Source organism: Propioniciclava soli (assembly GCF_014858005.1).
Lineage (GTDB): Bacteria > Actinomycetota > Actinomycetes > Propionibacteriales > Propionibacteriaceae > Propioniciclava > Propioniciclava soli.
Genome location: NZ_JACYOT010000006.1, coordinates 304,120 through 330,786, shown reverse-complemented (window position 1 = coordinate 330,786; position 26,667 = coordinate 304,120). Strand labels below are relative to the sequence as shown.

Genomic DNA, 26,667 nt, shown 5'->3' with positions numbered 1-26,667 from the left:
TCCGGTTAGGCTCAACCCGTGGTCACGCTCGCTCCCGAAGCCCCGCTCGCCGACGCCTTCACCGACGCCGTGTCGGACGCCCTCGCGACACACCTCGACGCGCAGGCTGGGGTGCTCGCCGCCATTGATCCCCGGCTCACCCCCCTCATCGACCGGGCCCGCCTGTTCACCGCCGGCGGCAAGCGTCTGCGGCCCGCGTTCTGCGCCTGGGGCTGGGTGGCCGGCGGGGGCGACCCGTGCCTGCCGGACGGCGTCGTCGCCGCCGCGGCGTCGCTGGACGTGCTGCACGTCGCCGCCCTCGTCCACGACGACGTCATGGACGCCTCCGACTCCCGCCGCGGCGTCCCGGCCGCCCACGTGCAGTTCACCGGCGACCACGCCGAGGCCGGCTGGCGCGGTGATGCGGACGCCTTCGGCCGCGCCGGGGCCGTCCTGCTCGGCGACCTGCTGTTGATGTGGAGCGAGGAGATGGTGCGGCGCGCGGCCCTCCCCGCCGATGCCCTCGAGCGCGCCCGCCCCCACTTGGAGGCGATGCGCACCGAGGTCACGGCCGGCCAGTACCTCGATGTGCTCGCCCAGGCGCAACACCCCCACCCCACGGCCCGGACGCCGGAGGGCCGGGCCGAGTTGACCGATCTGGTGCGCACGGTCGTCACCTGGAAATCGGCCTCCTACACCGTGCGGCGGCCGCTGTTGGTGGGGGCGGCGCTCGCCGGCGCCTCGCCTGCGCAGCTGGACGCCCTCAGCGCGTTCGGCCAGCCGCTGGGCCGGGCGTTCCAGTACCGCGACGACGTGCTGGGCGTGTTCGGCGACGCAGCGCTGACCGGCAAGACCTCCGCCGAGGATCTCCGCGAGGGCAAGCTGACCCTGCTGGCGGTCGAGGCGTTCGCGCGGGCGTCCGAGGCGGACGCCGCCACGCTCGCCGGGTTGTTCGGCGACCCCGCCCTCAGCGCGAAGGACGCCGAGGCGGCCCGGAAGATCATCGTGGCCTCGGGCGCCCGGGAGGCCGTCGAGGCCGAGATCGACCGGGAATTCACCGCGGCACTGGCCGCGCTCGAGGCGTCCGACCTCACCGAGACCGGCCGGGCGGGCCTGATCGCCCTCGCGCACAAGGCGGTGCGTCGCTCCTACTGAACGGCCGCCGGCAGAACTGCCGACGAACTACAGCTCGATCTCCCCGTCGGCGGCACCGGGGCTGGGCGGGAACGTGAGCTTGGGCCCCCCGCCGAACGCCGAGCGGGTGACCTCTTCCATGCGCGCGTCCGCGTTCCACGCCTCGCGCAGCCCGTTCTTCAGGGCGGACGCCACGGCGCCAGGGTCGGCGGCGTCGGTGATCGCGGCGCCGACCGCCACGCGCATCGCGCCGGCCCGCACGACGGCGTCCAGGCTCCGCGGGCTGATGCCGCGCACCGCAAACCAGGGCTTGGCATCCGGGTCATGGGCCGGCGCGACGGAGGCGGCGTACCGCACCAGTTCGAGGCCGGGTCCGACGAGCAGGAAGTCGACACAGGGGTCGGCCAGGGCGGCGTCCACGGCAGCCCTGTCGTGGCACTCCCGGCCGATGACCGACCACTCCCCCAACAGCTGGCGGGCGCGGGCGGTGTTCGCCTCCGGGTCGACCAGGACGACGACGTCGGGGGAGAGCTTGGCGGCCGACACGGTGCGTCCGAAGTAGCCGGACAGACCCTGGGTCACGCGGGCCGCCTCCAGGATGCCGGCCAGCGCGTCGTCGGCCGTGGCGTCCGCGATCGGGTCGGACGGATCATCGGCCAGGGCGATGATGTCGGCTCCCCCGGCGAACACCGGCCGGGCCAGCGAACTCACCACCCCGGTGTCGGGCGCGATCCACAGCAGGCGCGCGAGCTTCAGTCTGGTCGCGATTCCCATCAGAGCGGTCACACGGCCAGCATGGCACATTCCCTCCCGAGCCGAACGGCATCACCGGCGGGTCGCAGGCGGCCCGCTCCCCCGCGCCGCCTACACTCACCGACAAGGCGGGCACGCCTCTTCCTTCCCCGATCCGTGCCTGGAGAGTCCTTGTGTTGACGAGTGAGCGCAGCCGCGACGGCCTCATCGGCCACGTGCTGGACGACCGCTACGAGGTCGTCAGCAAGCTTGCGCGCGGCGGCATGGCCACCGTCTACCTGGCCCAGGACCTGCGGCTCTCCCGCACCGTCGCCATCAAGATCATGAACGACGGTCTCGGCGACGCCGACGACTTCGCCCGCCGCTTCGACGCCGAGGCGCGGGCCGCCGCGCACCTCTCCCACCCCAACGTGGTGAGCGTCTTCGACCAGGGCTCCGACGACGGCCGGCCCTACATCGTCATGGAATACGTGCAGGGCTGCACCCTGCGCAATCTCATCACCCGCGAGGCGCCGATGGAGCCGGGCCGTGTGCTCGACCTGCTCGAACCGGTCTGCTCGGCGCTCGCTGCCGCCCACGCGGCCGGGATCATCCACCGCGACGTCAAGCCCGAGAACGTCCTGATCTCCGACCGGGGCGAGGTCAAGGTGGCCGACTTCGGCCTGGCCCGCGCCATCACCGCGCAGTCGCACGCGGCCACCACGGGTCTCGTGATCGGCACGGTGAGCTACATCGCGCCCGAGCTGGTGACGCGGGGCCGCGCCGACGCCCGCTCCGACGTCTACAGCCTGGGCATCGTCATGTACGAGATGCTGACCGGCCGCAAGCCGCACACCGGGGACGAGCCGATCCAGGTGGCCTACAGCCACGTCCACCACCAGATCACCGCGCCCTCGATGGAGTTGTCGACGACGTGGCGCGACTCCCGCGACCCGCTCCCCGCCTACGTGGACGCCCTGGTGACGACCGCCGCCAACCGCGACCGACCCAACCGGCCGCTGGACGCCGGCGTCCTGCTCGCCCACCTGCGCCAGGCGCGCGCCGCGCTGGGGCGCGGTGTGACCGAGGACGCGCACCTCGTCGCCCGCATGCGCGAGACCACGCTGTCGGAGGAGACCACGGCGGCCGTGCCGCCCGTTCCGCACGCGGCGATGCCCGCGGAGCGGCGGTTCACCCCGGTGACGCCCGTCTCGCCGAGCTTCGACGTGTCGGCCGACGGCGCGCCGTTCTACAGCACCGGCCCGGTGCCCTACTCCCCCCAGTCCCCCATCACCCGTTCGCTGCCCACCCTGGGCCCGGACGACCCGCCCCCCAGCCGCCACCGGGTGCGCTGGGGGCGCCTGGTCGCCCTGCTGGTTGCCCTCGTCGTGCTCGCCGGAGGCGGGTGGGGCAGCTGGTACCTCCTTGCGGGGCGCTGGACGACCGCACCGGCGTTGGCGACGTTGACGCAGGTGGACGCCCAGGCGGCGGCGCAGGCGTCCGACCTCGGCGTGGTGTTCGAGCAGGAGTACTCCGAGGACGTGCCGGCCGGGCAGGTGATCCGAACCGAGCCGGCCGAGGGCGAGCGCGTGCTGCGCGAGGGCGTCCTCACCGCCTACGTCTCGCGGGGGCCGGAGCGCTACGCGGTGCCCGAGCTGGTGGGCCGGACGCGCGCCGAGGCCGAGGCGGCCCTCGCAGCGCTGACCCTGGCCCCGAGCGTCACCGAGGCCTACGATGACGACGCCCCCGCCGGGCAGGTGCTGGCCCAGGGCACCGACGCCGGCACGTCGGTGCGACGCGCGACGACGGTGGGCCTGACCGTCTCCCTCGGCCCCGCCCCCGTCGAGGTCACCGACTTCACCGGCGAGGCCGCCAGCGACGCCCAGGCGTGGGCCGAGGAGAACGCGATCACGCTGAAAGTCACCGAGGAGCACAGCGACACCGTCGCCCGCGGCGTCGTCATGAGCCAGGAGCCCGCCGCGGGCACGCTCCACCGCGGGGACGCGGTCTCGATGGTCGTCTCGAAGGGCCCCGAACTCGTCACGATCCCGTCCGGCCTGCGCGGCCGGGGGGCCGAGGCCGTCGCCGAGCAGTTGCAGGCGCTCGGCTTCCGCACCCAGTACAACCGGCTGGTCAGCGGGCAGCTTGGCCTCGTCCTGCGCATCGAGCCCGCCGAGGGCACCGCGGTGCCGAAGGGGTCGATGATCACGATCCACGTCGTCTGAGGCCGCGGCCCGCCGGCCACGGCCTCACGCCGGCCGCCGCCTCAGGCGCGGAGGTGGGCGATGAGGCGTCCGACGAACTCCTCGCACGCCGCGAGCTGCGAGATCTCGATGAACTCGTCGGCCTTGTGCGCCTGCGCGATGTCGCCGGGGCCGCAGACCACCGCCGAGATGCCCGCGTCGCTGTAGATGCCGGCCTCGGTGCCGTAGGTCACCTTGTCGGGGAGGGGTTCGAGACCCAGCGCCTCGCCCAGCCGGACGGCCGGGGCGTCCAGCGGCGTCTCCAGCCCGACGGTGGAGGTCTCGACGGTCACCGTGACCGACGCCGCCGGATCCTCGTCCCGCATCGTCGCCTCGACCTGCGCGCAGGCGGCCTCCAGCTCGGCGATGACGGCGGCGTCATCCACCTCGGCGATGGCGCGGAACTCGAGGGCGACGTCCGCCTCGGCCGGGATGATGTTGACGCCGTTGCCGCCCGAGATCAGGGTGACCGCGCCGGTGGTGTGGGCGATCGGGTAGCCCTCGTCGTAGGGGCCCTCGTCGCGCCACCGGTCGCAGCGCTCGCGCCACCAGCGGATGATCGAGGCGGCGTGCTCGATGGCGTTGACGCCCTGATCGGTCAGCGAGCTGTGGGCGGCGACGCCGCGGACGGCGATCCGGATGACGTTGATCGACTTGTGGGCGCAGATCATGCGCATGCTGGTGGGCTCGCCGACGAACGTGACCTCGGGGGCGAGACCCAGCTCGGCGAGGGCGTCCACCATGGGCGGGGCACCCTGGCAACCCACCTCCTCGTCGTAGGAGAACGCGAGGTGGACGGGCTGGCGCAGCGGCTGGGCGAGCAGCTCCGGGAGGGCGGCGATCACGACGGCGTTGAAGCCCTTCATGTCCGCCGTACCGCGGCCGTAGAGGCGTCCGTCACGCTTGGTGAGCTCGAAGGGGTCGGACGTCCATGCCTGCCCGTCGACGGGCACGACGTCGGTGTGGCCGCTGAGCATGACCCCGCCGGACGTGTTGTCGTCGGCGTCCGGCACGGTGACGACAAGGTTGGCCTTCGCACCGTCCGGGGTCGGGAAGACGTGGGGGGTCAGGCCGAGCCCCCGGACGTGGTCGGCGACCAGCTCGATCAGGGGCAGGTTGGAATCACGGCTGGTGGTGTCGAGGGCGACGAGCCGGCGCAGCCAGTCGCGGGTCTCGGGGGAAACAGACGTCATGGTTCCTTCCTACCACTGCCCACCCAACCCGCGCCGGGCGCTGGGGGCGCTGTCGGATGCTGGTGGGCGCTGGTGGGCGCTGTCGAGTGCATTTGGACCCGAGGAAGTGGCGCCATGGCACCATTTCCTCGGGTCCAAATGCCCGGCCGTGGGCCCCGGCCCTGGGCCGAGCGTGGAGGTGGACGCCCGGGGCGTCAGCTCTGCCAGGCCTCGCCGCCGCGGAGATCCGCCACGTCGGTGGGCGTCATGTCGGCGAAGCGGCCCTGGATGAGGTTCCAGCCCCGGTCGTTGACGAGCCCGTTGTGGATGCCGAACCCGCGGGGGGCCTTGAGGTCGCGCAGGAAGTCGATGTGCTCCTTCAGCGCGGCCCACGGCCCCATGACCGGGACGGCGACGATGTCGATGCCGCCGGGCACGGCGTCCAGACTGTCGCCGGGGTGGAAGAACGTCGGCTCCCCCTCGGCGTGCACCACGAGGCCGACGTTGCCGATGCGCGGGATGTCGCGGTGGATCACCGCGTGCAGGCCGCCCACGGCGTCGATCCGGACGCCGCCCAGCTCGACGGAGGCGTCCGCGGCCAGCCGGCGGGCGCGCTCGGGCAGCTCCACCGCGTCGAACACCCCCGGCTCGACGTGGATCGCGGCGTCGGGGTTGGCCGCGAAGAGCGCACCCACGTGCTCGGGGTCGATGTGGTCGGGGTGGGCGTGGGTGACGCAGATGGCGTCCAGGTCGGTCAGCGCGTGCCAGCCGTCGGAGAAGTTGCCGGGGTCGAAGAGGATCCGGCGGTCGGCGACCTCGACGAGCACGGCGGAATGGCCCAGGTGCGTGATCTTCATACCCCTACCCTGCCCCATCGCTCCGGTCGGCGCAGCCGGTGGGGCGCGGGGCGGCGCGCTCAGGCCAGCGCAGCCCGCAGATCGGACGCGGTCAGCACCCGCCCGAAGACGGGGCCGCCGGGTTCCAGCAGCTCCGCGGAGTCCATGCCGACCCCGACCGGGTCGAAACCGAGGGCGTCCACCACCGCAGCGACCTGCGCGACGGCGTCCGCGTCGTCACCGGCCACGGCGACGGCGCGGCGTCCGGGGGCGCCGGACGGGCGGGCGTCGGCCAGCAGATCGGCGTAGGCGAAGTGGTTGAGCGTCTTCACCAGCCGCAGCTCGGGGTGGCGCGCGGCGAGCGCGGCCGTCGTGGGCCCATCGGCGCGGACGCCGTCGGTCGCCTCCCAGGCGTTGGTGGCGTCGACCACGACCGCGTCACCAGCCTGCGCCAGCGGGAGGCCGGCGACCACGGGCTGCGGAACGGCCAGGATGACGACGGCGCTGGACGCGAGCAGCGCGGCCGCGTCCACCAGGTGGGCCCCGGGCAGGACGCTGCCCACCACGAGCTCCAGCAGGGGGCGGGACGGGTCGTCGGCGACGGCCACGTCGAGGCCCGCGTCGAGCGCGAGGCGTCCGAGAGCGCTGCCGAGCTTGCCGACGCCGATGATGCCGAGGTCGTAGGTCACGCATGCTGCAACGCCTCTGCGGCCCATCCCATTCCGGGAATAGTTGAAGGTTGCACTACGTTGGGTGGGCATGAACCTGGAACTCGGCATCGACCACTTCGGCGACATCACCCACGACGAGCACGGCCAGCCCCTGCCCCACGCCCAGGTGGTGCGCAACGTCGTGGCCGAGGGCGTGCTGGCGGACGCCGTCGGCGTCGACTTCATCGGGCTGGGCGAACACCACCGCGATGACTTCGCGATCTCCGCACCGGAGATGGTGCTGGCCGCGATCGCTGCGCGCACCGAGCGCATCCGGCTCGGCAGCGCCGTCACGGTGCTCAGCTCCGACGACCCGGTGCGCGTCTGGGAGCGTTTCTCGACCCTGGACGCGCTGAGCGACGGCCGGGCCGAGGTGATCCTCGGCCGCGGCTCGTTCACCGAGTCGTTCCCGCTGTTCGGCTATGCGCTCGGCGACTACGAGGCGTTGTTCGAGGAGAAGCTGGCGCTCTTCGCCGCGCTCCGCACCGAGCAGCCGGTCACCTGGCAGGGCACCCACACGCAGCAGTTGGACGCCGCCACCCTGTACCCCACGCTCGAGCACGGCCCACTGCCGGCGTGGGTGGCGGTGGGCGGCAGCCCGCAGTCGGTGATCCGCGCCGCGCACCACGGCCTGCCGCTCATGCTCGCCATCATCGGCGGGCCGGTGGCCCGGTTCGCTCCGTTCGCCGACCTGTACCGGCGCGCGTTGGCCGAGTTCGAGCAGCCCGAGCAGCCGATCGGCTACCACTCGTTCGGGCACATCGCCGAGACCGATGAGCAGGCCGTCGAGGAGTTCTACGACGCCTGGCTCGCCTCCGTGAGCCGGATCGGTTCGGAGCGCGGCTGGAGCCGGCCCACGCGGGAGTCGTTCCTGCACGAGGTGGAGCACGGCTCCATGGTGGTCGGCTCCCCGGAGACGGCGGCCCGCAAGATCGCCGCGGGGGCGAAGGCGCTCGGCGCCTCCCGGTTCGACGTGAAGGTCAGCACCGGCCCGCTGAGCCACGAGGCCATCAGCCGCAGCATCGAGCTCTACGGCACGACGGTCGCACCGCTCGTGCGTGACATGCTCGCCTGACGCGGGGCCCCGGACGCGCGGGAGAGGAAGCGCCGGCGGGGCCTGACCGGCTCCGGATCCGGCACCGGCGGCGCCACCCGCACTCGACGCCAAACCCGACGAGCCCCGCGCCGATGTCACCGGCGAACCGGGCCAACACCCGGGCCACGGGATCCACCACCGAGCCGTCGGCGAGGCGCAGGGTCAGCGCAGGGCGGGCCTGCTCCTCGTCGGTGGAGGCGTCGGTGGTCGCGTCGAAGGAGGCGTCGGAGAGCGCCACACCGTCGACCAACCATGCGCCGCCGGCGGCGCGCCGGATGACCTCGCCGACGTAGATGCCGAAGGCCTGCAACCGCTCCTCGCGCTCGGTGGCCAACAGCCCGCGGCGCCGCGGCGCGCGCGCCCGCACCTCGTCGTCGAAGAACGCATCCAGCGCCGCAAGGCTCTTGGGAGTGAAATCCGCCTCGTAGCCGCTCGCGGACAGGGCCGCCCAAGGCTGACAATTTTCTCAGGATCGATGACATGCGTACGTAGGCCGCGCCTCAGCCCCGGCCCAGTTCCGCCCTCGCGGCCGGCTGGCTCGCGGCCCCGTGCAACGCCCCATAGACGGCGACGCCGGTGGGCGTCCCCGTGGTGCACAACTCCTCGAACATCCGGCGGACGTCCCGCAGCGGGTGCAGCCGGGCGCCGTCGTCGAGCAGCAACAGCAGACGTCCGTTCTCGGGGTCGTGCAGATCGACCTGCCAGACGCCACCTGCCGCCCTGCGGATGGTCTCCCCCACATAGGCCCCGACGGCATCGAGGCGCCCGTCCAGGTCACGGCCCAGCACGCTCCGCCGCCGGACGCGGCCCGTCCTCGTCTGATCGGCGAAGAACCGGTCCACCTCACCCAAGGTGTCAATGGTGAAATCGACGCCATAGCCGGAGGACGTTAGCGCAGCGCAGGCCCACCCCGCACTCACCCGCACATCTCGCCCCGGGTCATCCTGCCTTTCGGCGCGCCACCGTCGAACCTCGCGCCCGGGGTCACCCAGCATCGGTCGCCCCTCTCTCGCCCGCTTCCCGGCCTCGGCTGTGCGCTCATCGGGCTGGATGTGGGCGACGATACAGGGGTGGATGCAGAAGCTCCCCAGCACGTGAAAAGTTGACGATGATGATTTTCTGGCGTCCCGGGGAGCCCCGGTGGTGACCGGTGCGGTGGCGTCCTGCCGGGGCGCCGGGCCCGGTCAGCCGAGGAGCGGCGCGAGAATCTCCCCGGCGCGCCGTGCCTGGTCGGCCGTGACGCCCAGGTGCGTCACCGCCCGGACGACCCGGGCCCCGACCACCGACAGCGCGATGCCCTCGGCGAGAGCGCGGGCGGCGACCTCCACGGCCGGCACGCCACCGGTGTGCACCACGACGATGTTGGTCCCCGGCTCGGCCACCCGCGCTGGGCTCCCCACCGGCAGCGCTTCTCGGGCCGCATCCGCGAAGGCGCTTGCCGCGGCGTGGTCGTCGGCGAGACGGGCCACGTGGTGGTCGAGGGCGTACAGGCAGGCCGCCGCGAGCAGCCCCGCCTGACGCCACCCCCCACCGAGCCTCTTGCGCAGCACCCGCGCGGTCGCCATCTGGGCTGCCGAACCCACCAGCACCGAGCCGACCGGCGCACCCAGGCCCTTGCTGAAGCACACGCTCACCGTGTCGAACAGCGCGCCGTAGGTGGCCAGGTCTACCCCCGTCACCACGTGGGCGTTCCACAGCCGCGCGCCGTCGAGGTGGCGCGCCACGCCGGCGTCCGCGCACAGCGTCGACACGGCCTGCAGTGCGGCCAGGGGCTGGATCGTTCCGCCACCGAAGTTGTGGGTGTTCTCGAGGGCGACGCACGCCGTCGACACGAGGTAGGGGCCGGCGTCCGGCGCCAGCAGTGCCGCCACCCCGTCGGGGTCGACCCGGCCGTCGGGCGTAACCCACGTGCGCATCGTGACGCCGGTCAGCGCGCCGTGGGCACCCATCTCGGCACGGGCGATGTGCGCGCCGGCATCGCACAGCACCTCCTGACCGGGCCCGACGTGCTGCGCCACCCCGAGAACGTTCGCCAACGACCCGGTGGCGCAGAACAGCCCGGCCTCGTGGCCCAGCAGTGCCGCCGTGCGCGCCTCCAGCTCGGCGATCGTCGGGTCCTCCCCGTAGACGTCGTCGCCGACCGGTGCCGCCGTCATCGCCGCGAGCATGCCGGCGGTGGGCACGGTGACGGTGTCGGAGCGCAGGTCGATCACAGGTCGATCGCCTCGAAGTCCTGGGCGGGGTTGTACCCGCGACGCGTCCGGTCCTCGTTCAGCCGTTCGGCCAGGTAGAAGGCCAGCTCGAGACCCTGGTTGCGGTTCAACCGGGGGTCGCAGGCCGTCTCGTAACGGTGGGCCAGATCGGCCTCGGCCAGCTCGCCGACGCCGCCGACGCACTCGGTGACGTCGTTGCCGGTGAGTTCCAGGTGGACGCCGCCGGGCCAGGTGCCCAGCTCGCGGTGGACGTCGAAGAAGCCGTCCACCTCGTCCCAGATCACCGGGAACGCGCGCGTCTTGTACCCGTTGTCCGTCGCGAAGGTGTTGCCGTGCATCGGGTCGCAGACCCACGCCGGCGTCCGACCCGTGGCCTGCACCGTCTCGATGATGGCGGGCAGCGCGTCGCGCACCTTCTTGGCGCCGAGGCGCGTGATGAGCGTGAGGCGTCCGGGCTCGTTGTCGGGGTCGAGCTTCTCGACCAGGGCCCGCAGGTCGGACGCCGCGACGCTCGGCCCCACCTTGATGCCGATCGGGTTGCGCAGCCGGCTGAGCAGCTCCACGTGGGCCCCGTCGATCTGACGGGTGCGCTCACCGATCCACAGCATGTGCCCGCTCGTGCCGTAGGGCTGGCCGGTGCGGGAGTCGATGCGCGCCAGGGCGTGCTCGTACTCCAGCAGGAGGGCCTCGTGCGAGGCGTAGTAGTGGACGACCTTGAGCGCGTCGTCGCTCACACCGCAGGTCACCATGAAGGCGAGCGCGCGCTCGATCTCGGCCGACAAGGCCTCGTAGCGGGCTTCGACGCGGGAGTTGCGCACGAAGTCGGAGTTCCACGAATGGACGGTCCGCAGGTCGGCGAACCCGCCCTGGACGAACGCGCGCACCAGGTTGAGCGTGGCCGCGCTGAGGTTGTACACCTCGACGAGCCGGTGGGGGTCGTGGGCCCGCCCCTCGGGGGTGAACGCGAGCCGGTTCACCGCGTCGCCGCGGTAGCTGGGCAGCGTGACGCCCTCACGCGTCTCGTCGTCGTTGCTGCGCGGCTTGGCGTACTGCCCGGCGATGCGGCCGACCTTCACCACCGGCACCTGCGCGGCGTACTGCAGCACGACCGCCATCGAGAGCTGCACGCGCAGGGAGTTGCGGATGTTGACGGCCGTCACCGAGTCGAAGGTCTCCGCGCAGTCCCCCGCCTGCAGCAGGAACGCCCGCCCCTGGGCGACGTCGGCGATCCGGGCCTTGAGGTCGTCACACTCGCCGGCGAAGACCAGCGGCGGCCGGGCACCCAGCTCGGCGACGGCGGCGTCCACCGCCGCCCGGTCGAGGTAGGTGGGCTGCTGGCTCGCCCCGATCGCGTGGAGGTCGGGGAGGCTCGGGATGGTCATCGGCACCCCGAAAGGATACGTGAGCGGCCGGGGTTGCGCCGCCCGCGTCCCAGCGCTCCGGACGCGGCGCGCGCGGCTCAGCGCGCGCGGGGTTCGGGCGCCGGGCCACCACCGGGACGCGGCAGCGTCCGCCGCGCGACCTCGTCGGGGGCCATGCCGCCGTACTTGACCGACGTGGAGTAGGCGTTGACGTAGGTCTGGCCGGTGAGCTCCTGGATGGCGGCCATGATCTCGTCGGTGATCCATCGGACGAGGGCGCGATCGTCCGCGCGATCGGCGTACTCGCTGAAGTCGAGGGGGGTGCCGAAGCGGATGACGGGACGCGACGCCCACGGCACCACGCCGAGCTTCTTGCCGGTGATCTGGGTGTCGATGACCCCGACCGGGACGACGGGCGCCCCGGTGAGCATCGCGAGCCGCGCCACCCCGGTCTTGCCCTTGTAGAGACGGCCGTCGGGCGAGCGGCTCCCCTCGGGGAAGATGCCGGCCACCTGACCATCGGTGACGGCCTGCACCACCGGCCCGAGGCCGTCCATGGAGGCCCGCCCTCCCGAACGGTCCAGCGGAACCTGGCCGACGGCCTTGAGGAACCAGGCGACGAGTTTGGACTGCCACCCACGGTCGCCGTCGAACAGCTCCGCCTTGGCCGGGAAGGTGACGCGCCGCCGCATCAGCGCGGGCATCACGTAGGTGTCGATCGCCGAGACGTGGTTGCTGGCCAGGATCACGCCGCCGGTGCTGGGTACGTTCGACTCACCGACCGTCCGGCCGCCGTAGCCCCACTTCGACAAGGCCCGAAACGGCACCTTGAACACCTCGTACCACATGCACGCACTCCCTTCCCGGCCACACCCTAGTGCCCCGCACCCCTACGATGGGGCGCATGCCCGTCCTGCCCCACGCCGAGCCGTACCACCACGACGGTGACGAGATCGGCGTCCTGTTCTGCCACGGCTTCACCGGCACCACGGCGGCCCTGCGCCCCTGGGCCGAGGCCGTGGCGGCCGCCGGCCACACGGTCGCACTGCCCCGCCTGCCGGGCCACGGCACGAGCTGGCAGGAGCTGAACGTCGTCCGGTGGCAGGACTGGTACGACTGCGTGGACGCGGAGTACCTGCGCCTCACGGAACGGTGTTCCCAGGTGTTCGTCGCCGGCCTCTCCATGGGTGGCGCGCTCGCCCTGAGGCTGGCGCAGAACCACACCGACATCGCCGGCGTCGTCCTGGTGAACCCCGCCCTCGGCGCGGTCGACCCCAAAGCACGCCTGGCCGGCATCCTGCGCCACGTGGTGCCCGCCGTGCCCAGCATCGGCAACGACGTCATGCTCGAGGGGGTCGACGAGGGCGCCTACGCCATGACACCCGTGGGCGGCGTCGCCCAGCTCAACAAGCTCTGGGCGGAGGTGAAGGCGCTGCTGGACCTGGTGACCTGTCCGCTGCTGGTCTATCGCTCCCGGGTGGACAACGTGGTGCCCGCCTCGTCGGTGGACACGATCCGGCGGCTCGTCTCCTCGCTCGACTACACCGAGATCTCCCTGTTGGAGAGCTATCACGTGGCAACCATCGACAACGACGCTCCGCGCATCTTCGCCGGCTCGCTGGACTTCATCGAGCGGGTCTCCCAGACACAGGAGGAACTCTCGTGACGGATCTGACCACGGTCGCCGACGTCGCCACCGAGCGGCCCGCCCGCTACGGCAAGCAGCTCGCGGCCCACCTCGGGCGCCGCATGGGCAGCGACTGGTCCGACGACGACCGGGCGGGTTGGATCCAGTTCGGCGCCGGCCGGGCGGTGCTGACGTGCACCGAGAGCACCCTGCGCATCGAGCTCACCACCGAACCCGGGTCGGTCGGCACCCTCGAAGATGTGATCGGACGCCACCTCGTCCGTTTCGGTGCCCGGGACGAGCTGGTCGTCGCCTGGCGGCGCGACGACGGCAGCACGGGCACCCGTCAGGAGAACACCGGCGAGGACGAGGGCCGTCCCGGCCGCGAGGGTGCCGGCCCCGCCCCCACCGGGCTCCCTGAGACGGTGTGACCGCAGTCAGCGGCGCCGGGCCAACTCGGCGCGCAGCAGCTCGGTGAGCGCGGCGGCTGACGGAGCGGGCGCGCCGGCCCAGTCGTGGGCCCACGCGAGGAGCGCGTCGCGGCCGTGCTCCGCCACGATCCCCGCGACGGCGGCCTCGGCGAGGGCATAGGCCCGGGCGACGGTGTCCGGGTCGGCGAAATCGGCGTCGGTGGGCAGTTCCGCGTCGGCGGGGGCCCCGGCCGATGCGGCCCGGTTCTCCGCCCGCAGCTTCGGCCACCACGGCGCCGCGACCCAGTCGGCCACGCCTTCGCGCACCCACATCGGTGCCCGGTCGCCCGAGACCCCCAGGGCGACATGGACGACCTCGTGGGTCAGCAGGCCGGCGACATCGGCGTCCGACCACGCCCTGGTCACCATCGGATCGACCACCACCACGTCCTGGTGGTCGACCTCACGGACGGTGTAGGCGGCCGCGCCGGAGCCCGCGTCGCCGGCGTCACGCAGGTCGAAGTCGCGGCTGTCGACGGGAATCTCCACCACCACGTCCCCCGTCCAGCCGTGCCAGCCGTCCAGGCCCGCATCGCGGACGCGGTCGGCCGCCGTGCGAGCATGTTCCAGCCACGCGTCGGCGTCGACCTCGGCGGCAGCGAGCACGCTCACCGGCCCGGAGCGGGCGAGCACCACCGGGTGCCGCAGCCAGATGGGCAGCGGGCTCGGGTCGTCGACCCCGTCAATCAACGCGCCGAGGAACTTGATCGGCAGCGCGGCCGCCGAGGTGCCGGCCTCCTCCCCCAGGCGCCAGGTCAGCTCGAGATGCCCGTCGGCGGACCCGCCGATCGCCACATCGGTGAACGAACGCCACGCCGCGAACCACACCTCGCCCAGCGATCGGGCGCCCGCCGTGAAGAGATCCACGAACCCCGTCCGGTCCCCGGCCACCAGCGCGTCCCCCAACCGACCCGCCACCACGCGCGTCGTCCGAGGCCGGTCGGTCGTCGCGGTGGACGCCGCCCCCGTCGGTCCGGCGGACGCCGGCGGTGCGGACGCGTCCGTCCGGATGCCGCAGCCGCCGAGGCCGGCCACGCCTGCGCCGGCGACGGCGACCCCCAACAGCCTGCGCCGGGTGACTCCGCGGCCGGGGTGGGAGCAGGCGGGCATGCCGCGCACAGTAGCGCCCCGGGCGGGCAGACCGCACCCGTCCGCCACCCGGCACGCCACGCCAGGACGCGCCACCTCGCGCCACGCCACACCCCTGGGCCCCGGAGGTGGCGCACGGTCAGGCCCGGTGGCGGCGCCTCGAGCGCGCCTCGGCGGGCCGCGGCCAGCGCTCCGGCGGATCGGACGCGACCGGGTGCACCAGGCGCAGCGGCGGCAACAGGCCACCCCCGGCCAGCGCGTCCAGGGCGTCCACCTCGTCCGCCGCGAGTGCGTCCGCGGCCTGCCCCGGCGAGCCCAGCAGCACCGACACCACACACCCCGAGCACGCCGGCCCCCGGGCCGAGCAGGCGTTGCAGTCAACCAACATCGTGTCCATGCCCGCACCCTTGCAGGCCCCTCCGACAGTTTCCGACCGCCGCCCCTTGCCGGCTGGTCGGCCGAACGGTAGCCTGCCCCGATGGCACCCGTTGCGACCGAGCGCGCCGTCCCCATCTTGCCGACGCGGGATCTGGCGGAGTCCCTCGCGTTCTACGAGCGGTTGGGTTTCGAGAACATCGGGGATCCGCCCGAGACGTGGGGTTACTGCATCCTGGCCCGGGGACGGATCGAACTGCACCTGGCCCTGGATCCCGAGACCGATCCGCTGAGCACGGCGTCGAGCTGTTATGTGTACGTCGACGACGCGCAGGCCCTCCACGACGCGTGGGCCCCCTCGGTCGTCCCGGACGCCCACACCGGCATGCGTGTCGTCGCGCCCGTCGACACCGGGTACGGCATGCGCGAGTTCGCGGTCGTCGACCCGTCGGGCAACCTGCTCAGGATCGGCTCACCCGGGGCGCACCCGGCACGGTGACCCGTCTGTCGAGGGCCCCCGGCGCGGGGCCGCAGCGGCCGGGGTGGGGGGCGTCGAGAGCGCCGCACCCCACACGGCACAGGGCAGCGGCGGCGAAAGTGTCAGAGGTGGCTGCGATTCTCTGCGCATGCGATCCCCGGCCCTGCTCCAGCCCAGCTTCGACGACCTCGGCCATGCCCTGGCCACCACCGTGTTCGTGGTCGTCGACCTCGAGACGACCGGCAGCGGACCGCAGGCCTCCATCACCGAGATCGGGGCCGTGCGGGTGCGTGGCGGCGAGGTCACCGGGGAGTTCCAGACCCTGGTGAACCCGGCCGAGGCGATCCCCCCGCTCATCAGCGTGCTCACGGGCATCACCAACGCGATGGTGGTCGGCGCGCCGCGGGTCGCGGAGGTGTTGCCCTCGTTCTGGGAGTTCGCGCGCGGGGCCGTCCTGGTCGCCCACAACGCCGCCTTCGACATGGGCTTCCTGAAGCGCGCGGGTGCGGCGCTCGACACGCCGTGGAGCAACCCGCCGGTCGTGGACACGGTGGCGCTCGCCCGCGGGGTCCTGATGCGTGACGAGGTGCCCAACGTCAAGCTGGCGACGCTGGCCCACCACTTCCGCGCTCCGGTCGAGCCCAACCACCGGGCGCTCACGGACGCCCGGGCGACCGTCCACGTCCTGCACGCGCTGCTGGAGCGCGTGGGCAACCTAGGCGTCGCCACGATGGAGGACCTGCTGGAGTTCACCCGCGGCGTCTCGCCGGAGCGGCGGGCCAAGCGCACGTGGGCCTCCGACCTACCCGCCGCTCCCGGTGTCTACACCTTCGTGGCCGATCTTCCCGACCGTGACGGCGTCGTCCGCCGCCAGGTGCTGTACGTGGGCAAGAGCGTCAACATCCGCTCCCGCGTCCGCTCCTACTTCACCGCGGCCGAGAAGCGGCCGCGCATGGAGGAGATGGTGCGGGTGTCCACCGGGGTGGAGGCCACGGTGTGCCGGACGCCGTTGGAGGCGGAGGTGCTGGAGCTGCGCCTCATCGCCGCGCACGCGCCGCGCTACAACCGGCGCTCCAAGTTCCCCGAACGCCAGCACTGGCTGAAGCTGACTCGCGAACCGTACCCGCGCTTCTCGATCGTGCGAAAGGTGGCCGACGACGGCGGCACCTACCTGGGCCCGTTCGGACGCCGCCAGGGCGCCGAGGAGGCGATGTTCGCCCTCCATGACGCCTTCGCGCTGCGGCAGTGCACCGAGCGGCTCTCCGAGCGGCGACCGGGGACGCCGTGCGCCCTCGGCGAGATGGGGCGCTGCGTCTCTCCGTGTGACGGCAGTGTCAGCCGGGCCGAGTACACCGAGCTGAGCGACCGGGTGCGGGTGGTGTTGGACGCCGACGTCCGACCCGTCCTGTCCGCCCAACGGGACCGGCTCGCGCACCTCATCGCCGCGGAACGGTTCGAGGAGGCGGGGCGGGTCACCGAACGGCTGGGCACTTTCGTCCGGGCGGCCACCCGGACGCGCCGGCTCGCGTCGCTGTCCCGGTGCCCCCAGATCGTCGCCGCCTGCCGCGCGGAGGGGGGCTGGGAGATCCACGTCATCCGCTTCGGACGCCTCGCGGCTGCGGCCGTGGCCCGCCCGGGAGAGGTGCCCCAGGCCGTGGCCCGGGACGCGGTGACCGCGGCGGAACGCGTCGAGCGACCGGTGCCGGGGCTCCCGGCCGCCACCATCGAGGAGGCGGAGCGGGTGGCCGCGTGGCTGGAGCGCCCCGGCGTCCGCCTCATCGAGATCGAGGGCGAGTGGAGCTGGCCCCTGCACGGGGCGATCGCGCTGGGCGACCTGCCCCGGCACGCGCTGGCCGAAGCGTCGCCGACACCGGCCGGGAATGGTTAGGGTGCAGCCATGAACACCGCGATCGTCTTCATCAACGCCGAGGTCGACCAGGTGCCGGAGGTCGCCGAGGCCCTCGCCGCGATCCCGGGCGTGACCGAGGTGTACTCCGTCACGGGCGCCATCGACCTCGTGGCGATCATCCGGACCCGAACCGTCGACGACATCGCCGACATCGTGACCGGCCGCATGAACAAGGTGCCCGGTGTCACCGACACCCAGACCCACCTGGCGTTCCGCGCGTACAGCGCCCACGACCTGGAAGCGGCCTTCTCCCTCGGGGACTGACCCCGGGGGCGAAGGCCGCCTGCCGCGCCGGGCTCAGCCCTCGGTGATCTCGACCGACTCGATGACGACCTCGTCGACCGGGCGATCCCCCCGGGCGGTGCGGACGTGGGCGATCTCGTCAACCACCGCGCGGCTCGCGTCATCGGCCACGACGCCGAAGATCGTGTGCCGGAAGTTCAGGTGCGGCGTGGGGGCCACGGTGATGAAGAACTGCGAGCCGTTGGTGCCCGGCCCGGCGTTCGCCATGGCGAGCAGGTAGGGACGGTTGAACAGCAGCTCGGGGTGGAACTCGTCGCCGAAGCGGTACCCCGGCCCGCCGGTCCCGGTGCCCAGGGGGCAGCCGCCCTGGATCATGAAGCCGTCCATGACGCGGTGGAACACGAGGCCGTCGTAGAAGTTGCCGGTGGTGGCCTGGCCACTCTCCGGGTCCTTGTACTCCTTCGTCCCGTTCGCCAGGCCGACGAAGTTGGCGACGGTCTTGGGCGCCTGCTCGTCGAACAGGTCCAGCACGATGTCGCCGTGGTTGGTGTGGAGGGTCGCCTGGGAGGCCACGGTGGAAGTCCTTTCCTCGGGTCACGCGGTGTGCGAGTCCCCCACGTTACCTGAGCGCCCCGGCGTCTGTTGCAGGCGGCGCCCACCGGCTACCGTGGGTCGTACGCGACCACGCGAACCCAACCCACATACGGAGGAACCGTGAGGAAGAGCAAGCTCGAACGCGCCGTCGGTGACACCACCCACGCCGCGAATGATCTCGGCAAGGACGCCCTCGCCCAGGCACAGGCGTACCTGAAGCAGGCCCAGGACTACCTGGCCCCGCGCGCCGAGGACGCCTACAAGTCGGCCCGCGGCTACGCCGATGACGCCCGCAAGAAGGCGGCCGGTTACGCCGCCGAGGCCATGGACGCCGCCCGTCCGCACATCGACGAGGCACTCGACCGCGTCGGCCCTGCGGTCGACGACGCCTATCAGAAGGTGGCGCCGGTCATCGACAACGCCCGCGGCAAGGTGCAGTACGGCCTGATCCCGTGGGTCAGCTCCGTGCTCCACGATGCGGCCGACACCACGTCGAAGTTCGAGCTGCCCGAAGTTCCCCGCCACGTGGTGCCGCAGCAGCGCAAGAAGTCGGTGTGGGGCACGATCGGCAAGGTGGCGCTGGCCAGCGGGCTCCTGGCCGCTGCCGCCTACGGCGTCAAGCGGTTCCTGGCTCCGGCCGACTCCGGGTGGCAGGCGCACGAGCCCAGCTCGCCCTACGTGCCGACGACCGCGCAGAACCTCGCGGACGACCTCACCGAGGTCGACGAGACCGATGCTGCGGCGCCGCTCCTGGACGACTCGACCGTGGTGACCGAGGAGGTCACGCCCGTCGTGGCCGACGATGCCGACGCCGAGCCGGTGGTGACCGTCGAGGAGACCACCGAGACGGTCGTCGACGACACCGACGCCGCGGAGGGCGATGCCGACCCTTTCGTCGATAGCCCTCACGGTGAGGGGTCCTACGTCGGGACCAACCCGCCGGAGGGCTACGCGATCAAGGGCAACGAGCGCTCGATGAAGTTCCACGTGCAGGGCAACGGGGGCTACGAGCGCACGATCGCCGACGTGTGGTTCAACAGCGAGGAGGCCGCCGAGGCGGCGGGCTTCACCAAGGCCCAGCGCTGACCTGACGACGCAACCCCGAGGGGGGCGTGGCCACGTGCCACGCCCCCCTCGCCGCGTCCCGGGGGCGTACCAAAAAAAATTGGCCCCGAGTGCTCACAATCCGCCCACGGGGCGGGCCTTGTTCGGGTGAGAGCACTCAGGAGGTCTGCATGAGCACCACCCGTCACCCCAGCGACGCCCACCCCTACGCGTGGGTGGATGCCGCCCCGTTCCGCGCCCACCTCCTCCACGTCAGCACCATCGCCGGGCTGCCGTGGCAGGTCGTCGCCCTGAGCGCGGGAGTGTCCATCAGCACCGCGACGTCGCTGGTCCGGGGTCGCAACGGACGCCGGCTGCGCCGCCTCCCGCGGCACGCGGCCCACCTGCTGTTGGCGGTGACGCCCCAGAACGTCACCGCCCTGTCGCACACGTGGGTCGGGGGTGGCCGTACGCGGCAGCGGCTCGCGGAGCTGGCGCGGCGCGGGCACGACCCCCACGAACTCGCCGTGCACATGGGCGTGCCGAAGGAGGTCACCACCGCGTTGCTGGCCGGGGCCAACGGACCCGTGACCACCGCGTGGGCCTACGGCGTGCTGGCCGCCCACGAGCTGATCGACAAGTCGGCGCTGGGCGCGGCCGGACGCGACCGAGGGGTGAGCGCTCGGCCGGCCGCGGTCGCGTCGGCAGCCTAGGCTCGGGCCGTGCCGTGGCCATCGCTCCTGACCGCCATGGTGACCGCTGCGGTCACCACCGCAGCGACGCCGTGGGTGCTGCGCCGCCTCCCCCGCCCGCCGGAGGCACCCGACTACCCGGCTCTCGCCACGCCGCGACTCCTGGTGGCGGTGGGCGCGCTCACCCTCGTCGTCACGGGGCTGGTCACCTGCCTCACCCCCGTGGCCCACTGGCTGGCGTGGGCATCGCTGGCGGTGGTGAACGTCTGGGCGGTCGTGATCGATGCGCGCACCACCTGGCTCCCCGCGGCACTCTCCCGCATCGGCTGGGGGGTGGCCGCCGTCGGTGTGGCGACGGCCGCGCTCGTGCGCGGCGAGCTCGGCCCCGTGGGGGCGGCGGCGCTGGGTGCCGTGACCGTGGGCGGCTTCTTCCACGCCCTGTGGGCGTGGACGCGTCAGGTGGGGTACGGCGACGTCCGCCTCGCCGCCACGATCGGTGCCGTGGCCGCACTCGAGGGGGGCGCCACCCTCACCGCCGCGGCGGTGCTGGCCGGCACGTGTGCCGGCGCTGTCTGGGGACTTGCGCACCGGGCCGGGCGCCACACCGGCCCGTTCCCGTACGGCCCGGGCCTGTGGTCCGGCCCCTTCCTCGCCCTCGTCTGGTGGGCGGTGTCGGGCGCGCTCTGACGGGCGACGCCGCTCGCTCAGGCTTGGGTTGCAGCCACCCAGCGTTCGAGCAGGGCGACCGCCGCCCCGGAGTCGACCGCCTCCGCGGCGCGCGCCAACCGGGGAGCAAGCAGGTCGGCCAGGGGAGCGCTCGCGTCCGGCCCGTCGAAGGCCAGCAGGCCGGCCGCAGCGTTGAGCAGCACGATGTCACGCACGGGGCCGGTCGCGCCGGCCAGGGTGTCGCGCACCACGGCGGCGTTGTGGTCCGGGTCGCCGCCGACGAGGTCGTCGGGCTGTGCGCGGGGCAGCCCCAGATCGGCCGGGTCGAGCCGGGTGCGGGTGACGTCACCGTCGGCCACCACCCACACGTCGCTGGCAGTCGTGGTGGTCAGCTCGTCGAGCCCATCGCCACCGTGGAACACCAGGCCGCGCGCGCCGCGTCCGGCCAGCACGTCGGCCATGAGCGCGGCCATCCGGCCGTCGGCCACCCCCAGAGCGGCGGCACGCGGGCGGGCGGGGTTGGCCAGCGGCCCCAGGTAGTTGAAGGGAGTACGAATGCCGAGCTCGCGCCGGGGAACGGCGGCGTGACGCAGCGAGGGGTGATAGACGAAAGCGAACAGGAAGACGATGCCGGCGGCGTCAAACACGGCCCGCTGCCGCTCAGGCTCGAGGTCCAGCGTCACGCCGAGCGCCTCGAGGCAGTCCGCCGTGCCGCAGGCCGAGGAGGCCGCCCGGTTGCCGTGCTTCACGACCCGCGCGCCCGCCGCCGCGGCCACGATGGCCGCCATGGTCGACACGTTGACGGTGTTCGCGCGATCCCCACCCGTGCCGACGATGTCGACCGCTTCGGACGGCAGCGCGACGGGCCGGGCGTTGTCGAGCATGCCGGACACGAGGCCCGACAGTTCGTCGGCGGTGACGCCCTTGGACTGCAGCGCCACCATGAACCCGGCGATCTGGGCCGGCGTCGCCTCTCCGGAGAGCACCTGGTTCATCGCCCAGGCCGCTTGCCCGGCGTCCAGGTCGCCGTGTCCGACGAGATGGGAGAGCAGGTCGGGCCAGCCGGGGGTCACGACGCGGACGCCTCCCGGGCCAGCCGCGCGCGCAGCAGATCGGCGGCCGCCGCGGGCAGGCGGATCGGATCGACGGGGTACGACACCACCGCGTCGGCGCGCGACCAGGTGGCCAACCAGGCGTCCGCCACGCGGGCCACCAGCAGCAGCACGGGCGGGCAGTCGGGGGTCTCGTCCTTGACCTGCCGGCAGAGCCCCATGCCGCCGGCCGGGGTGGCTTCGCCGTCCATCACCACGAGATCGAAGCCGCCGGCGTCCAAGGCCTTGCTGACGGCCTGGTGGGTGGCGCACTCGGTGATCACCACCGCGGGCACGTCGGCCGCCACGCGGCGCCCGAGCGCCAGCCGGATGCTCTCGCGCACGGTGCGATCGTCGGAATACACCAGAATGCTGGCCTGGTCGGTCATGGCGTCCTCACTGTCGGGCAGGGTCGAGGCTCATGCTATCCCGACCCGGGCTTCCGGGTCGTCCGCACCCGCGCGGGGCCCCCGCACATAACGAACACCCAACTATTTCGCCCGGAACCGCCCCTACGACGTGACTGCGACAGGGTCGAACGGTAATAATGGCGCCCGTGGCGAACATTTCCAGTGCGAGCGCGACCGTGGCCCTGCCCCCCGGCGCCGTCCATCCGGTGCCTGCTGCGCGCCTCCACGGCGTCAAGGGGCGCCCCGACATGGTGGCGATCGGCACCCTCATCTGGCTGGCCAGCGAGCTGATGTTCTTCGCGGCGCTGTTCGCGGCGTACTTCTCCCTCCGCGACCACACGAACGCCACCGCCGCCGCCACGGGCCAGCAGAGCATGTGGGACTGGGGTTCCTCCCACTTCCTCAGCGACCCCGTGGTGTTTGGCCAGCAATGGCCCTGGTTCTCGATGATCAACACCACGATCCTGGTGCTCAGCTCCGTGACCTGCCAGATCGGCGTCTTCCGCGCCGAGCGGGGCCGCGTCGGCCGGTCGGGCAGCATCGTCAACGTCGCCGGCTGGGGCATGCGGGAGTGGTACCTGCTCACGTTCCTCATGGGCGCGGTCTTCATCGGCGGGCAGGCCTTCGAGTACACCGAGCTCGTCTCCGAGGGTTTCGTGCTCTCCACCAATGCCTACACCGGGGCCTTCTTCCTCGCCACCGGCTTCCACGGGCTGCACGTGCTGGGCGGGCTGATCGCCTTCCTCGTGCTCATCGGCCGCACGTACCTCGCCCGCACGTTCACCCACGAGCAGCGGGTCCATGCGATCGTCACGTCGTACTACTGGCACTTCGTCGACGTCGTCTGGATCATCCTCTTCGCGGTGATCTACCTCATCCGCTGACCGCCCGAACCGAAAGGCGCACCACGCTCATGCGACCTCCACGCACCCGACGGCGACACCGGGCGGCCCGCCCCGCGGCCCTCGTCCTCGCACTCATCCTCTTCGGCTCGCTCTACGCCGCGTTCGTCCCGTCCACCCAGGTGGCGGCGGACACGGGCATGTCGGGTCAGGTGGCCGAGGGCAAGGCCCTCTACCAGGTGACCTGCTCCTCCTGCCACGGCCTGAACGGCGAGGGCACGTCCCAGGGCCCGACGCTCGTCGGCGTCGGCGCCGCCGCCGTCGACTTCCAGATGAGCACCGGACGCATGCCCATGGCCCGCCCCGGCATGCAGGCCCCCAGCCGGGTCAACACCTACACGGCCGAGGAGATCGCTGCCATCTCGGCGTATGTGGCCTCCCTCGGCCCCGGCCCGGCGGTCCCGAACTCGTCGCAGTACGACTACAGCACGCTCACCGAGGAGGAGATCGCCCGCGGCGGTGAGATGTTCCGCACCAACTGCTCCGCCTGCCACCAGGCCGCTGGCGTCGGGGGTGCCCTGCCCAACGGCAAGTACGCCCCGCCGTTGACCGGTGTCGAGCCCCTGCACATCTACGAGGCCATGCGGACCGGCCCGCAGCAGATGCCGGTGTTCTCCGAGGGCGCCATCCCGGACGAGGACGTGGCGGCCATCATCGGCTACCTCAAGACGATGGAGGAGCAGCCCACCCTCGGCTTCACCCTGGGTGGCTTCGGTCCCGTCACCGAGGGCCTCGCCGTCTGGGTCGTCGGTATCGGCGGGCTCTGCCTCGTCGCCGTGTGGATCGCATCCCGAGGAGCGCTGAAGCGATGAGCAGCACCGAACACAACAGCCTCGCCCCGGTCGAGGACGGCACCCGCCTCCCCGTCGCCAACCCGGGGCTCGGGGAGCACGTGGAGCGCTACACCGATGCCGACCCTGCGGCGGCCCGGCGTGCCTACCTCCAGGTTCTCACCCTCTTCGGCCTCGTCCCCGTGCTGGCGATCGCGTTCGTCGTGGTCTACTTCGCGGTGCCGCAGCACCTCTGGGTGCCCCTGCTCGGCACCCAGTGGCCGCTGAACAGCCTCCTGCTGGGCCTCACGGGTGGTCTCGCGGTGCTCTTCATCGGCCTCGGGGCCGTGCACTGGGCGCGGCAGCTGATGAGTGACCACGAGATGGTCGAGCAGCGTCACCCGGCATCGTCCGACACCGCGACCCGGGAGGCCTTCGCCGAGAAGGTCCACGCAGGCGTCATGGACGCCGGCGTCTCCCGCCGCGGCATGCTGCTGGGCAGTCTCGGGGGCGCCCTGGGCATCCTCGCCGTCCCCGCGCTCGTGTCCCTCGCCGACATGGGGCCCTGGCCGACCGCGGCCGTCCGCCGCGAGACCATCGAGAAGACGTTGTGGACCGAGGGGGAGGTCGTCGTGAACGACGTCAACGCCCGGCCGCTGCGCCCCGAGGATCTCGAGATCGGCCAACTCGTCAACGCCGAGCCGGCCAGCCTCTTCGACCTCCACGGGGTCGACTACATGACCGAGAAGGCCAAGTCGCCCCTGATCGTGGTGCGGATGGATCCGAACCGCATCCAGATCCCCGAATCGCGCCGCGACTGGCAGGTGGGCGGCATTCTCGCCTACAGCAAGATCTGCACCCACGTCGGCTGCCCCATCACGCTGTGGGAACAGCAGACGCACCACGTCCTGTGCCCCTGCCACCAGAGCACGTTCGACCTCGGCAACTCCGGCGTCGTCGTGTTCGGCCCGGCCGCCCGGTCCCTCCCCCAGCTCCCGCTGCGGGTGAACGCCGACGGCTACCTCGTCGCCCAGAGCGACTTCACCGTCCCGGTGGGCCCGAGCTTCTTCGAGCGCGATTCCCACAACGACTACGTAGAGGGTGATCAGTGATGGCCAGGCCAGCTGACGTTGTCCCCACCCCCGCGGCGCCCGAGCCGCGGGACACCACCGGTGCCAGCGCCGCCCCGCCCCAGCGCACCATGCCGCGGGGAACCACGTGGCTCGACGAGCGCATGGGCCTCGCGAAGATCGGCAAGGCGGGGCTGCGCAAGGTGTTCCCCGACCACTGGTCGTTCCTGCTGGGCGAGATCGCGCTCTACTCGTTCATCGTCCTGCTCATCACCGGCATCTTCCTCACCATCTGGTTCCGGCCGTCCATGGCCGAGATCGAGTACACCGGCACCTACGAGCTGATGCGCGGACGCCACGTGTCCGAGGCCTTCGCCTCGGCGCTGGACATCAGCTTCGACGTGCGGGGCGGCCTGTTGGTCCGCCAGATCCACCACTGGGCGGCGCTGCTGTTCGTGGCGGCCATCACCGCCCACATGCTGCGCGTGTTCTTCACCGGCGCGTTCCGCAAGCCCCGCGAGATCAACTGGCTGATCGGCGTGGGCCTCATGGCGACGTCGCTCATCGCTGGCTTCTCGGGCTACTCCCTGCCGGACGACCTCCTCTCCGGCACGGGCCTGCGCTTCGTGGACGGCCTGATCCGGTCGATCCCCGTCGTCGGCACCTGGCTCGAGTTCTTCGTCTTCGGCGGGCAGTTCCCGGGCGAGTTGCTCATCTCGCGGCTCTACATGGTGCACATCCTGCTGGTGCCGGCCGTCATCCTCGGCCTCATCTCCGCCCACCTCGCCCTCGTGGTGTACCACAAGCACACGCAGTTCCCCGGCCCGGGCCGCACCGAGGCCAACGTGGTGGGGTATCCCCTCTTCCCCGTCTACATGGCGAAGGCCGGTGGCTTCTTCTTTATCGTGTTCGGCGCGCTGATCCTGATGGCTGCCACGATGTCGATCAACCAGGTCTGGCTCTACGGCCCGTACAACCCCGCCGCCGTCACCGCCGGCTCCCAGCCGGACTGGTACATGGGCTGGCTGGAGGGTGCCCTGCGCCTCATCCCACCGGGCTGGGAATCGCACTGGGGCAACACCACCTGGACGTGGTCGGTGTTCCTGCCCGGTGTCGGCCTGATGGGGCTGCTGTTCACGGTGCTGGCGCTGTGGCCCTTCGTGGAGGCCAAGCTGCTCGGGGACACGAGCGAGCACCACCTCCTCGACCGTCCTCGCAACGCCCCGACCCGCACCGCCCTCGGCGTGGCCGGCATGACGTGCTACGGGATGTTCTGGCTCAACGGCGCCAACGACATCATCGCCACCCAGTTCAACGTCTCACTCAACGCCGTGACGATGTCGATCCGGGTGCTGGTCTTCGTCATGCCCGTGATCGCGTTCTTCGTCACCAAGCGCATCTGCCTGTCGCTCCAGCGGGCCGACCGGGAGCGCGTCCTGCACGGCAGCGAATCCGGCGTCCTCGTCCGCGACCCCGCGGGCGGTTATGCCGAGGGCCACGCCCCCATTTCGCAGGGGGAGGCCTTCACCCTCACCCAGCACAAGCAGTACGAGCCGCTCGAGGCGTCCGAGACCGAGGACGAGCACGGCGTCCGCCGCCGCGACCCGAACGCCGTCTCCGGGTTCACCGCCCGCATGTCGCGGTGGTTCGTGGGCGACGACGTGCGCAAGCCGACGGCGGCCGAGCTCGAGGAGGCGCACCACCACGAGGACGCCTCTGACGACGACATGCCGCGGCAGCTGGTCTGATCCACCCACGTCG

General features: G+C 72.4%; 27 protein-coding genes and 1 pseudogene. 15 read left to right on the top strand and 13 right to left on the bottom strand.

Annotation, left to right across the window (positions count from 1 at the left end):
• Positions 1 to 18: 18 nt before the first annotated feature.
• Positions 19 to 1,134 carry a polyprenyl synthetase family protein gene (locus tag IFY26_RS08570; RefSeq protein ID WP_232548566.1) on the top strand — a complete coding sequence of 372 codons (1,116 nt, stop codon included), beginning with the start codon at positions 19 to 21 and terminating at the stop codon, positions 1,132 to 1,134.
• A gap of 27 nt (positions 1,135 to 1,161) precedes the next feature.
• On the opposite strand, the gene IFY26_RS08565 is transcribed toward IFY26_RS08570, so the two are convergent.
• Positions 1,162 to 1,899 (bottom strand): thiamine phosphate synthase, encoded by a 738-nt coding sequence (locus tag IFY26_RS08565; protein WP_232548565.1) that lies wholly within the window; start codon positions 1,897 to 1,899, stop codon positions 1,162 to 1,164.
• A 143-nt stretch (positions 1,900 to 2,042) separates the two neighbouring features.
• On the opposite strand from IFY26_RS08565, the gene pknB reads away from it, so the two are divergent.
• The gene (gene pknB, locus IFY26_RS08560; RefSeq protein ID WP_232548564.1) at positions 2,043 to 4,070 is read left to right on the top strand and encodes a Stk1 family PASTA domain-containing Ser/Thr kinase; all 2,028 of its coding nucleotides are present in this window, start codon (positions 2,043 to 2,045) and stop codon (positions 4,068 to 4,070) included.
• A 41-nt stretch (positions 4,071 to 4,111) separates the two neighbouring features.
• Here the strand turns inward: pknB and argE are convergent, their stop codons facing one another.
• The 3 genes from argE to IFY26_RS08545 form a co-directional block, all read right to left on the bottom strand.
• Positions 4,112 to 5,281, bottom strand: a complete 1,170-nt coding sequence (gene argE, locus IFY26_RS08555; RefSeq protein ID WP_232548563.1) for an acetylornithine deacetylase — start codon at positions 5,279 to 5,281, stop codon at positions 4,112 to 4,114.
• Between the two features lie 194 nt (positions 5,282 to 5,475).
• A complete protein-coding gene (locus IFY26_RS08550) occupies positions 5,476 to 6,117 on the bottom strand; it encodes an MBL fold metallo-hydrolase (protein ID WP_232548562.1) in 642 nt (213 codons plus the stop codon).
• Between the two features lie 59 nt (positions 6,118 to 6,176).
• A complete protein-coding gene (locus IFY26_RS08545) occupies positions 6,177 to 6,785 on the bottom strand; it encodes an NADPH-dependent F420 reductase (protein WP_232548561.1) in 609 nt (202 codons plus the stop codon).
• A 70-nt stretch (positions 6,786 to 6,855) separates the two neighbouring features.
• On the opposite strand from IFY26_RS08545, the gene IFY26_RS08540 reads away from it, so the two are divergent.
• On the top strand, positions 6,856 to 7,881 hold the full coding sequence (locus IFY26_RS08540) for an LLM class flavin-dependent oxidoreductase (protein ID WP_232548560.1): 1,026 nt from the start codon (positions 6,856 to 6,858) through the stop codon (positions 7,879 to 7,881).
• A 521-nt stretch (positions 7,882 to 8,402) separates the two neighbouring features.
• Here the strand turns inward: IFY26_RS08540 and IFY26_RS08535 are convergent.
• From IFY26_RS08535 to IFY26_RS08520, 4 genes are all read right to left on the bottom strand, one after another.
• Positions 8,403 to 8,753: a hypothetical protein gene (locus IFY26_RS08535; protein WP_232548559.1), complete on the bottom strand. Its 351-nt coding sequence runs from the start codon at positions 8,751 to 8,753 to the stop codon at positions 8,403 to 8,405.
• Between the two features lie 333 nt (positions 8,754 to 9,086).
• A complete protein-coding gene (locus tag IFY26_RS08530) occupies positions 9,087 to 10,115 on the bottom strand; it encodes a threonine aldolase family protein (RefSeq protein ID WP_232548558.1) in 1,029 nt (342 codons plus the stop codon).
• Positions 10,112 to 11,497, bottom strand: a complete 1,386-nt coding sequence (locus IFY26_RS08525; protein WP_232548651.1) for a class II 3-deoxy-7-phosphoheptulonate synthase — start codon at positions 11,495 to 11,497, stop codon at positions 10,112 to 10,114. The genes IFY26_RS08530 and IFY26_RS08525 overlap by 4 nt, the downstream gene beginning before the upstream one ends.
• A gap of 77 nt (positions 11,498 to 11,574) precedes the next feature.
• Positions 11,575 to 12,324 (bottom strand): lysophospholipid acyltransferase family protein, encoded by a 750-nt coding sequence (locus IFY26_RS08520; RefSeq protein ID WP_232548557.1) that lies wholly within the window; start codon positions 12,322 to 12,324, stop codon positions 11,575 to 11,577.
• Between the two features lie 56 nt (positions 12,325 to 12,380).
• On the opposite strand from IFY26_RS08520, the gene IFY26_RS08515 reads away from it, so the two are divergent.
• Both IFY26_RS08515 and IFY26_RS08510 read left to right on the top strand, forming a co-directional pair.
• Entirely contained in the window at positions 12,381 to 13,142 is a 762-nt protein-coding gene (locus IFY26_RS08515) for an alpha/beta hydrolase (protein WP_232548556.1), read from the top strand.
• Entirely contained in the window at positions 13,139 to 13,534 is a 396-nt protein-coding gene (locus IFY26_RS08510) for a DUF2218 domain-containing protein (RefSeq protein WP_232548555.1), read from the top strand. Before IFY26_RS08515 ends, IFY26_RS08510 begins: the two co-directional genes overlap by 4 nt.
• Positions 13,535 to 13,540: 6 nt before the next feature.
• Here the strand turns inward: IFY26_RS08510 and IFY26_RS08505 are convergent, their stop codons facing one another.
• Both IFY26_RS08505 and IFY26_RS08500 read right to left on the bottom strand, forming a co-directional pair.
• Entirely contained in the window at positions 13,541 to 14,683 is a 1,143-nt protein-coding gene (locus IFY26_RS08505; RefSeq protein WP_232548554.1) for a basic secretory family protein, read from the bottom strand.
• Positions 14,684 to 14,801: 118 nt separating this feature from the next.
• Positions 14,802 to 15,059: a hypothetical protein gene (locus IFY26_RS08500; RefSeq protein ID WP_232548553.1), complete on the bottom strand. Its 258-nt coding sequence runs from the start codon at positions 15,057 to 15,059 to the stop codon at positions 14,802 to 14,804.
• A gap of 81 nt (positions 15,060 to 15,140) precedes the next feature.
• On the opposite strand from IFY26_RS08500, the gene IFY26_RS08495 reads away from it, so the two are divergent.
• The 3 genes from IFY26_RS08495 to IFY26_RS08485 all read left to right on the top strand — a co-directional run bounded on the left by IFY26_RS08495 (position 15,141) and on the right by IFY26_RS08485 (position 17,688).
• Positions 15,141 to 15,536 (top strand): bleomycin resistance protein, encoded by a 396-nt coding sequence (locus tag IFY26_RS08495; RefSeq protein ID WP_232548552.1) that lies wholly within the window; start codon positions 15,141 to 15,143, stop codon positions 15,534 to 15,536.
• A 127-nt stretch (positions 15,537 to 15,663) separates the two neighbouring features.
• Complete coding sequence (locus tag IFY26_RS08490; RefSeq protein WP_232548551.1) at positions 15,664 to 17,403, top strand: DEDD exonuclease domain-containing protein; 1,740 nt, start codon at positions 15,664 to 15,666, stop codon at positions 17,401 to 17,403.
• A 9-nt stretch (positions 17,404 to 17,412) separates the two neighbouring features.
• Entirely contained in the window at positions 17,413 to 17,688 is a 276-nt protein-coding gene (locus IFY26_RS08485; protein ID WP_232548550.1) for an Lrp/AsnC family transcriptional regulator, read from the top strand.
• A gap of 33 nt (positions 17,689 to 17,721) precedes the next feature.
• On the opposite strand, the gene IFY26_RS08480 is transcribed toward IFY26_RS08485, so the two are convergent.
• Entirely contained in the window at positions 17,722 to 18,240 is a 519-nt protein-coding gene (locus tag IFY26_RS08480; protein WP_232548549.1) for a peptidylprolyl isomerase, read from the bottom strand.
• 939 nt (positions 18,241 to 19,179) lie between these two features.
• Between IFY26_RS08480 and IFY26_RS18445 the strand changes: the two are divergent.
• The 3 genes and pseudogenes from IFY26_RS18445 to IFY26_RS08465 all read left to right on the top strand — a co-directional run.
• A pseudogene (locus IFY26_RS18445) lies at positions 19,180 to 19,347 on the top strand (sunset domain-containing protein); the annotation flags it as partial.
• A gap of 149 nt (positions 19,348 to 19,496) precedes the next feature.
• Positions 19,497 to 20,018 carry a hypothetical protein gene (locus IFY26_RS08470; RefSeq protein ID WP_232548548.1) on the top strand — a complete coding sequence of 174 codons (522 nt, stop codon included), beginning with the start codon at positions 19,497 to 19,499 and terminating at the stop codon, positions 20,016 to 20,018.
• Between the two features lie 9 nt (positions 20,019 to 20,027).
• Positions 20,028 to 20,684, top strand: coding sequence for an A24 family peptidase (locus tag IFY26_RS08465; protein WP_232548547.1), 657 nt, complete (start codon positions 20,028 to 20,030; stop codon positions 20,682 to 20,684).
• Positions 20,685 to 20,701: 17 nt separating this feature from the next.
• Here IFY26_RS08465 and trpD read toward each other — a convergent pair whose 3' ends face one another.
• Together trpD and IFY26_RS08455 are read right to left on the bottom strand one after the other, a co-directional pair.
• A complete protein-coding gene (gene trpD / locus IFY26_RS08460) occupies positions 20,702 to 21,736 on the bottom strand; it encodes an anthranilate phosphoribosyltransferase (protein ID WP_232548546.1) in 1,035 nt (344 codons plus the stop codon).
• Positions 21,733 to 22,143, bottom strand: coding sequence for a DNA-binding transcriptional response regulator (locus tag IFY26_RS08455; protein WP_232548545.1), 411 nt, complete (start codon positions 22,141 to 22,143; stop codon positions 21,733 to 21,735). The genes trpD and IFY26_RS08455 overlap by 4 nt, the downstream gene beginning before the upstream one ends.
• A gap of 176 nt (positions 22,144 to 22,319) precedes the next feature.
• On the opposite strand from IFY26_RS08455, the gene ctaE reads away from it, so the two are divergent.
• Genes ctaE through qcrB form a run of 4 tightly spaced genes read left to right on the top strand, consistent with a single transcriptional unit; the run spans position 22,320 to position 26,654 of the window.
• Positions 22,320 to 23,048 carry an aa3-type cytochrome oxidase subunit III gene (ctaE, locus tag IFY26_RS08450; RefSeq protein ID WP_463366322.1) on the top strand — a complete coding sequence of 243 codons (729 nt, stop codon included), beginning with the start codon at positions 22,320 to 22,322 and terminating at the stop codon, positions 23,046 to 23,048.
• 29 nt (positions 23,049 to 23,077) lie between these two features.
• The gene (gene qcrC / locus IFY26_RS08445) at positions 23,078 to 23,878 is read left to right on the top strand and encodes a cytochrome bc1 complex diheme cytochrome c subunit (protein ID WP_232548544.1); all 801 of its coding nucleotides are present in this window, start codon (positions 23,078 to 23,080) and stop codon (positions 23,876 to 23,878) included.
• The gene (gene qcrA / locus IFY26_RS08440) at positions 23,875 to 24,948 is read left to right on the top strand and encodes a cytochrome bc1 complex Rieske iron-sulfur subunit (RefSeq protein WP_232548543.1); all 1,074 of its coding nucleotides are present in this window, start codon (positions 23,875 to 23,877) and stop codon (positions 24,946 to 24,948) included. The genes qcrC and qcrA overlap by 4 nt, the downstream gene beginning before the upstream one ends.
• Positions 24,948 to 26,654: a cytochrome bc1 complex cytochrome b subunit gene (gene qcrB / locus IFY26_RS08435; RefSeq protein ID WP_416046563.1), complete on the top strand. Its 1,707-nt coding sequence runs from the start codon at positions 24,948 to 24,950 to the stop codon at positions 26,652 to 26,654. Before qcrA ends, qcrB begins: the two co-directional genes overlap by 1 nt.
• Positions 26,655 to 26,667 lie beyond the last annotated feature (13 nt).

Coding starts and splice junctions, on each gene's coding strand:
- argE (WP_232548563.1), bottom strand. CDS start 5,281: ATGACGTCTGTTTCCCCCGAGACCCGCGACTGGCTGCGCCGGCTCGTC.
- IFY26_RS08550 (WP_232548562.1), bottom strand. CDS start 6,117: ATGAAGATCACGCACCTGGGCCATTCCGCCGTGCTCGTCGAGGTCGCC.
- IFY26_RS08540 (WP_232548560.1), top strand. CDS start 6,856: ATGAACCTGGAACTCGGCATCGACCACTTCGGCGACATCACCCACGAC.
- IFY26_RS08525 (WP_232548651.1), bottom strand. CDS start 11,497: ATGACCATCCCGAGCCTCCCCGACCTCCACGCGATCGGGGCGAGCCAG.
- IFY26_RS08520 (WP_232548557.1), bottom strand. CDS start 12,324: ATGTGGTACGAGGTGTTCAAGGTGCCGTTTCGGGCCTTGTCGAAGTGG.
- IFY26_RS08515 (WP_232548556.1), top strand. CDS start 12,381: ATGCCCGTCCTGCCCCACGCCGAGCCGTACCACCACGACGGTGACGAG.
- IFY26_RS08505 (WP_232548554.1), bottom strand. CDS start 14,683: ATGCCCGCCTGCTCCCACCCCGGCCGCGGAGTCACCCGGCGCAGGCTG.
- IFY26_RS08500 (WP_232548553.1), bottom strand. CDS start 15,059: ATGGACACGATGTTGGTTGACTGCAACGCCTGCTCGGCCCGGGGGCCG.
- IFY26_RS08495 (WP_232548552.1), top strand. CDS start 15,141: ATGGCACCCGTTGCGACCGAGCGCGCCGTCCCCATCTTGCCGACGCGG.
- IFY26_RS08490 (WP_232548551.1), top strand. CDS start 15,664: ATGCGATCCCCGGCCCTGCTCCAGCCCAGCTTCGACGACCTCGGCCAT.
- IFY26_RS08485 (WP_232548550.1), top strand. CDS start 17,413: ATGAACACCGCGATCGTCTTCATCAACGCCGAGGTCGACCAGGTGCCG.
- IFY26_RS08470 (WP_232548548.1), top strand. CDS start 19,497: ATGAGCACCACCCGTCACCCCAGCGACGCCCACCCCTACGCGTGGGTG.
- IFY26_RS08455 (WP_232548545.1), bottom strand. CDS start 22,143: ATGACCGACCAGGCCAGCATTCTGGTGTATTCCGACGATCGCACCGTG.
- qcrC (WP_232548544.1), top strand. CDS start 23,078: ATGCGACCTCCACGCACCCGACGGCGACACCGGGCGGCCCGCCCCGCG.
- qcrA (WP_232548543.1), top strand. CDS start 23,875: ATGAGCAGCACCGAACACAACAGCCTCGCCCCGGTCGAGGACGGCACC.
- qcrB (WP_416046563.1), top strand. CDS start 24,948: ATGGCCAGGCCAGCTGACGTTGTCCCCACCCCCGCGGCGCCCGAGCCG.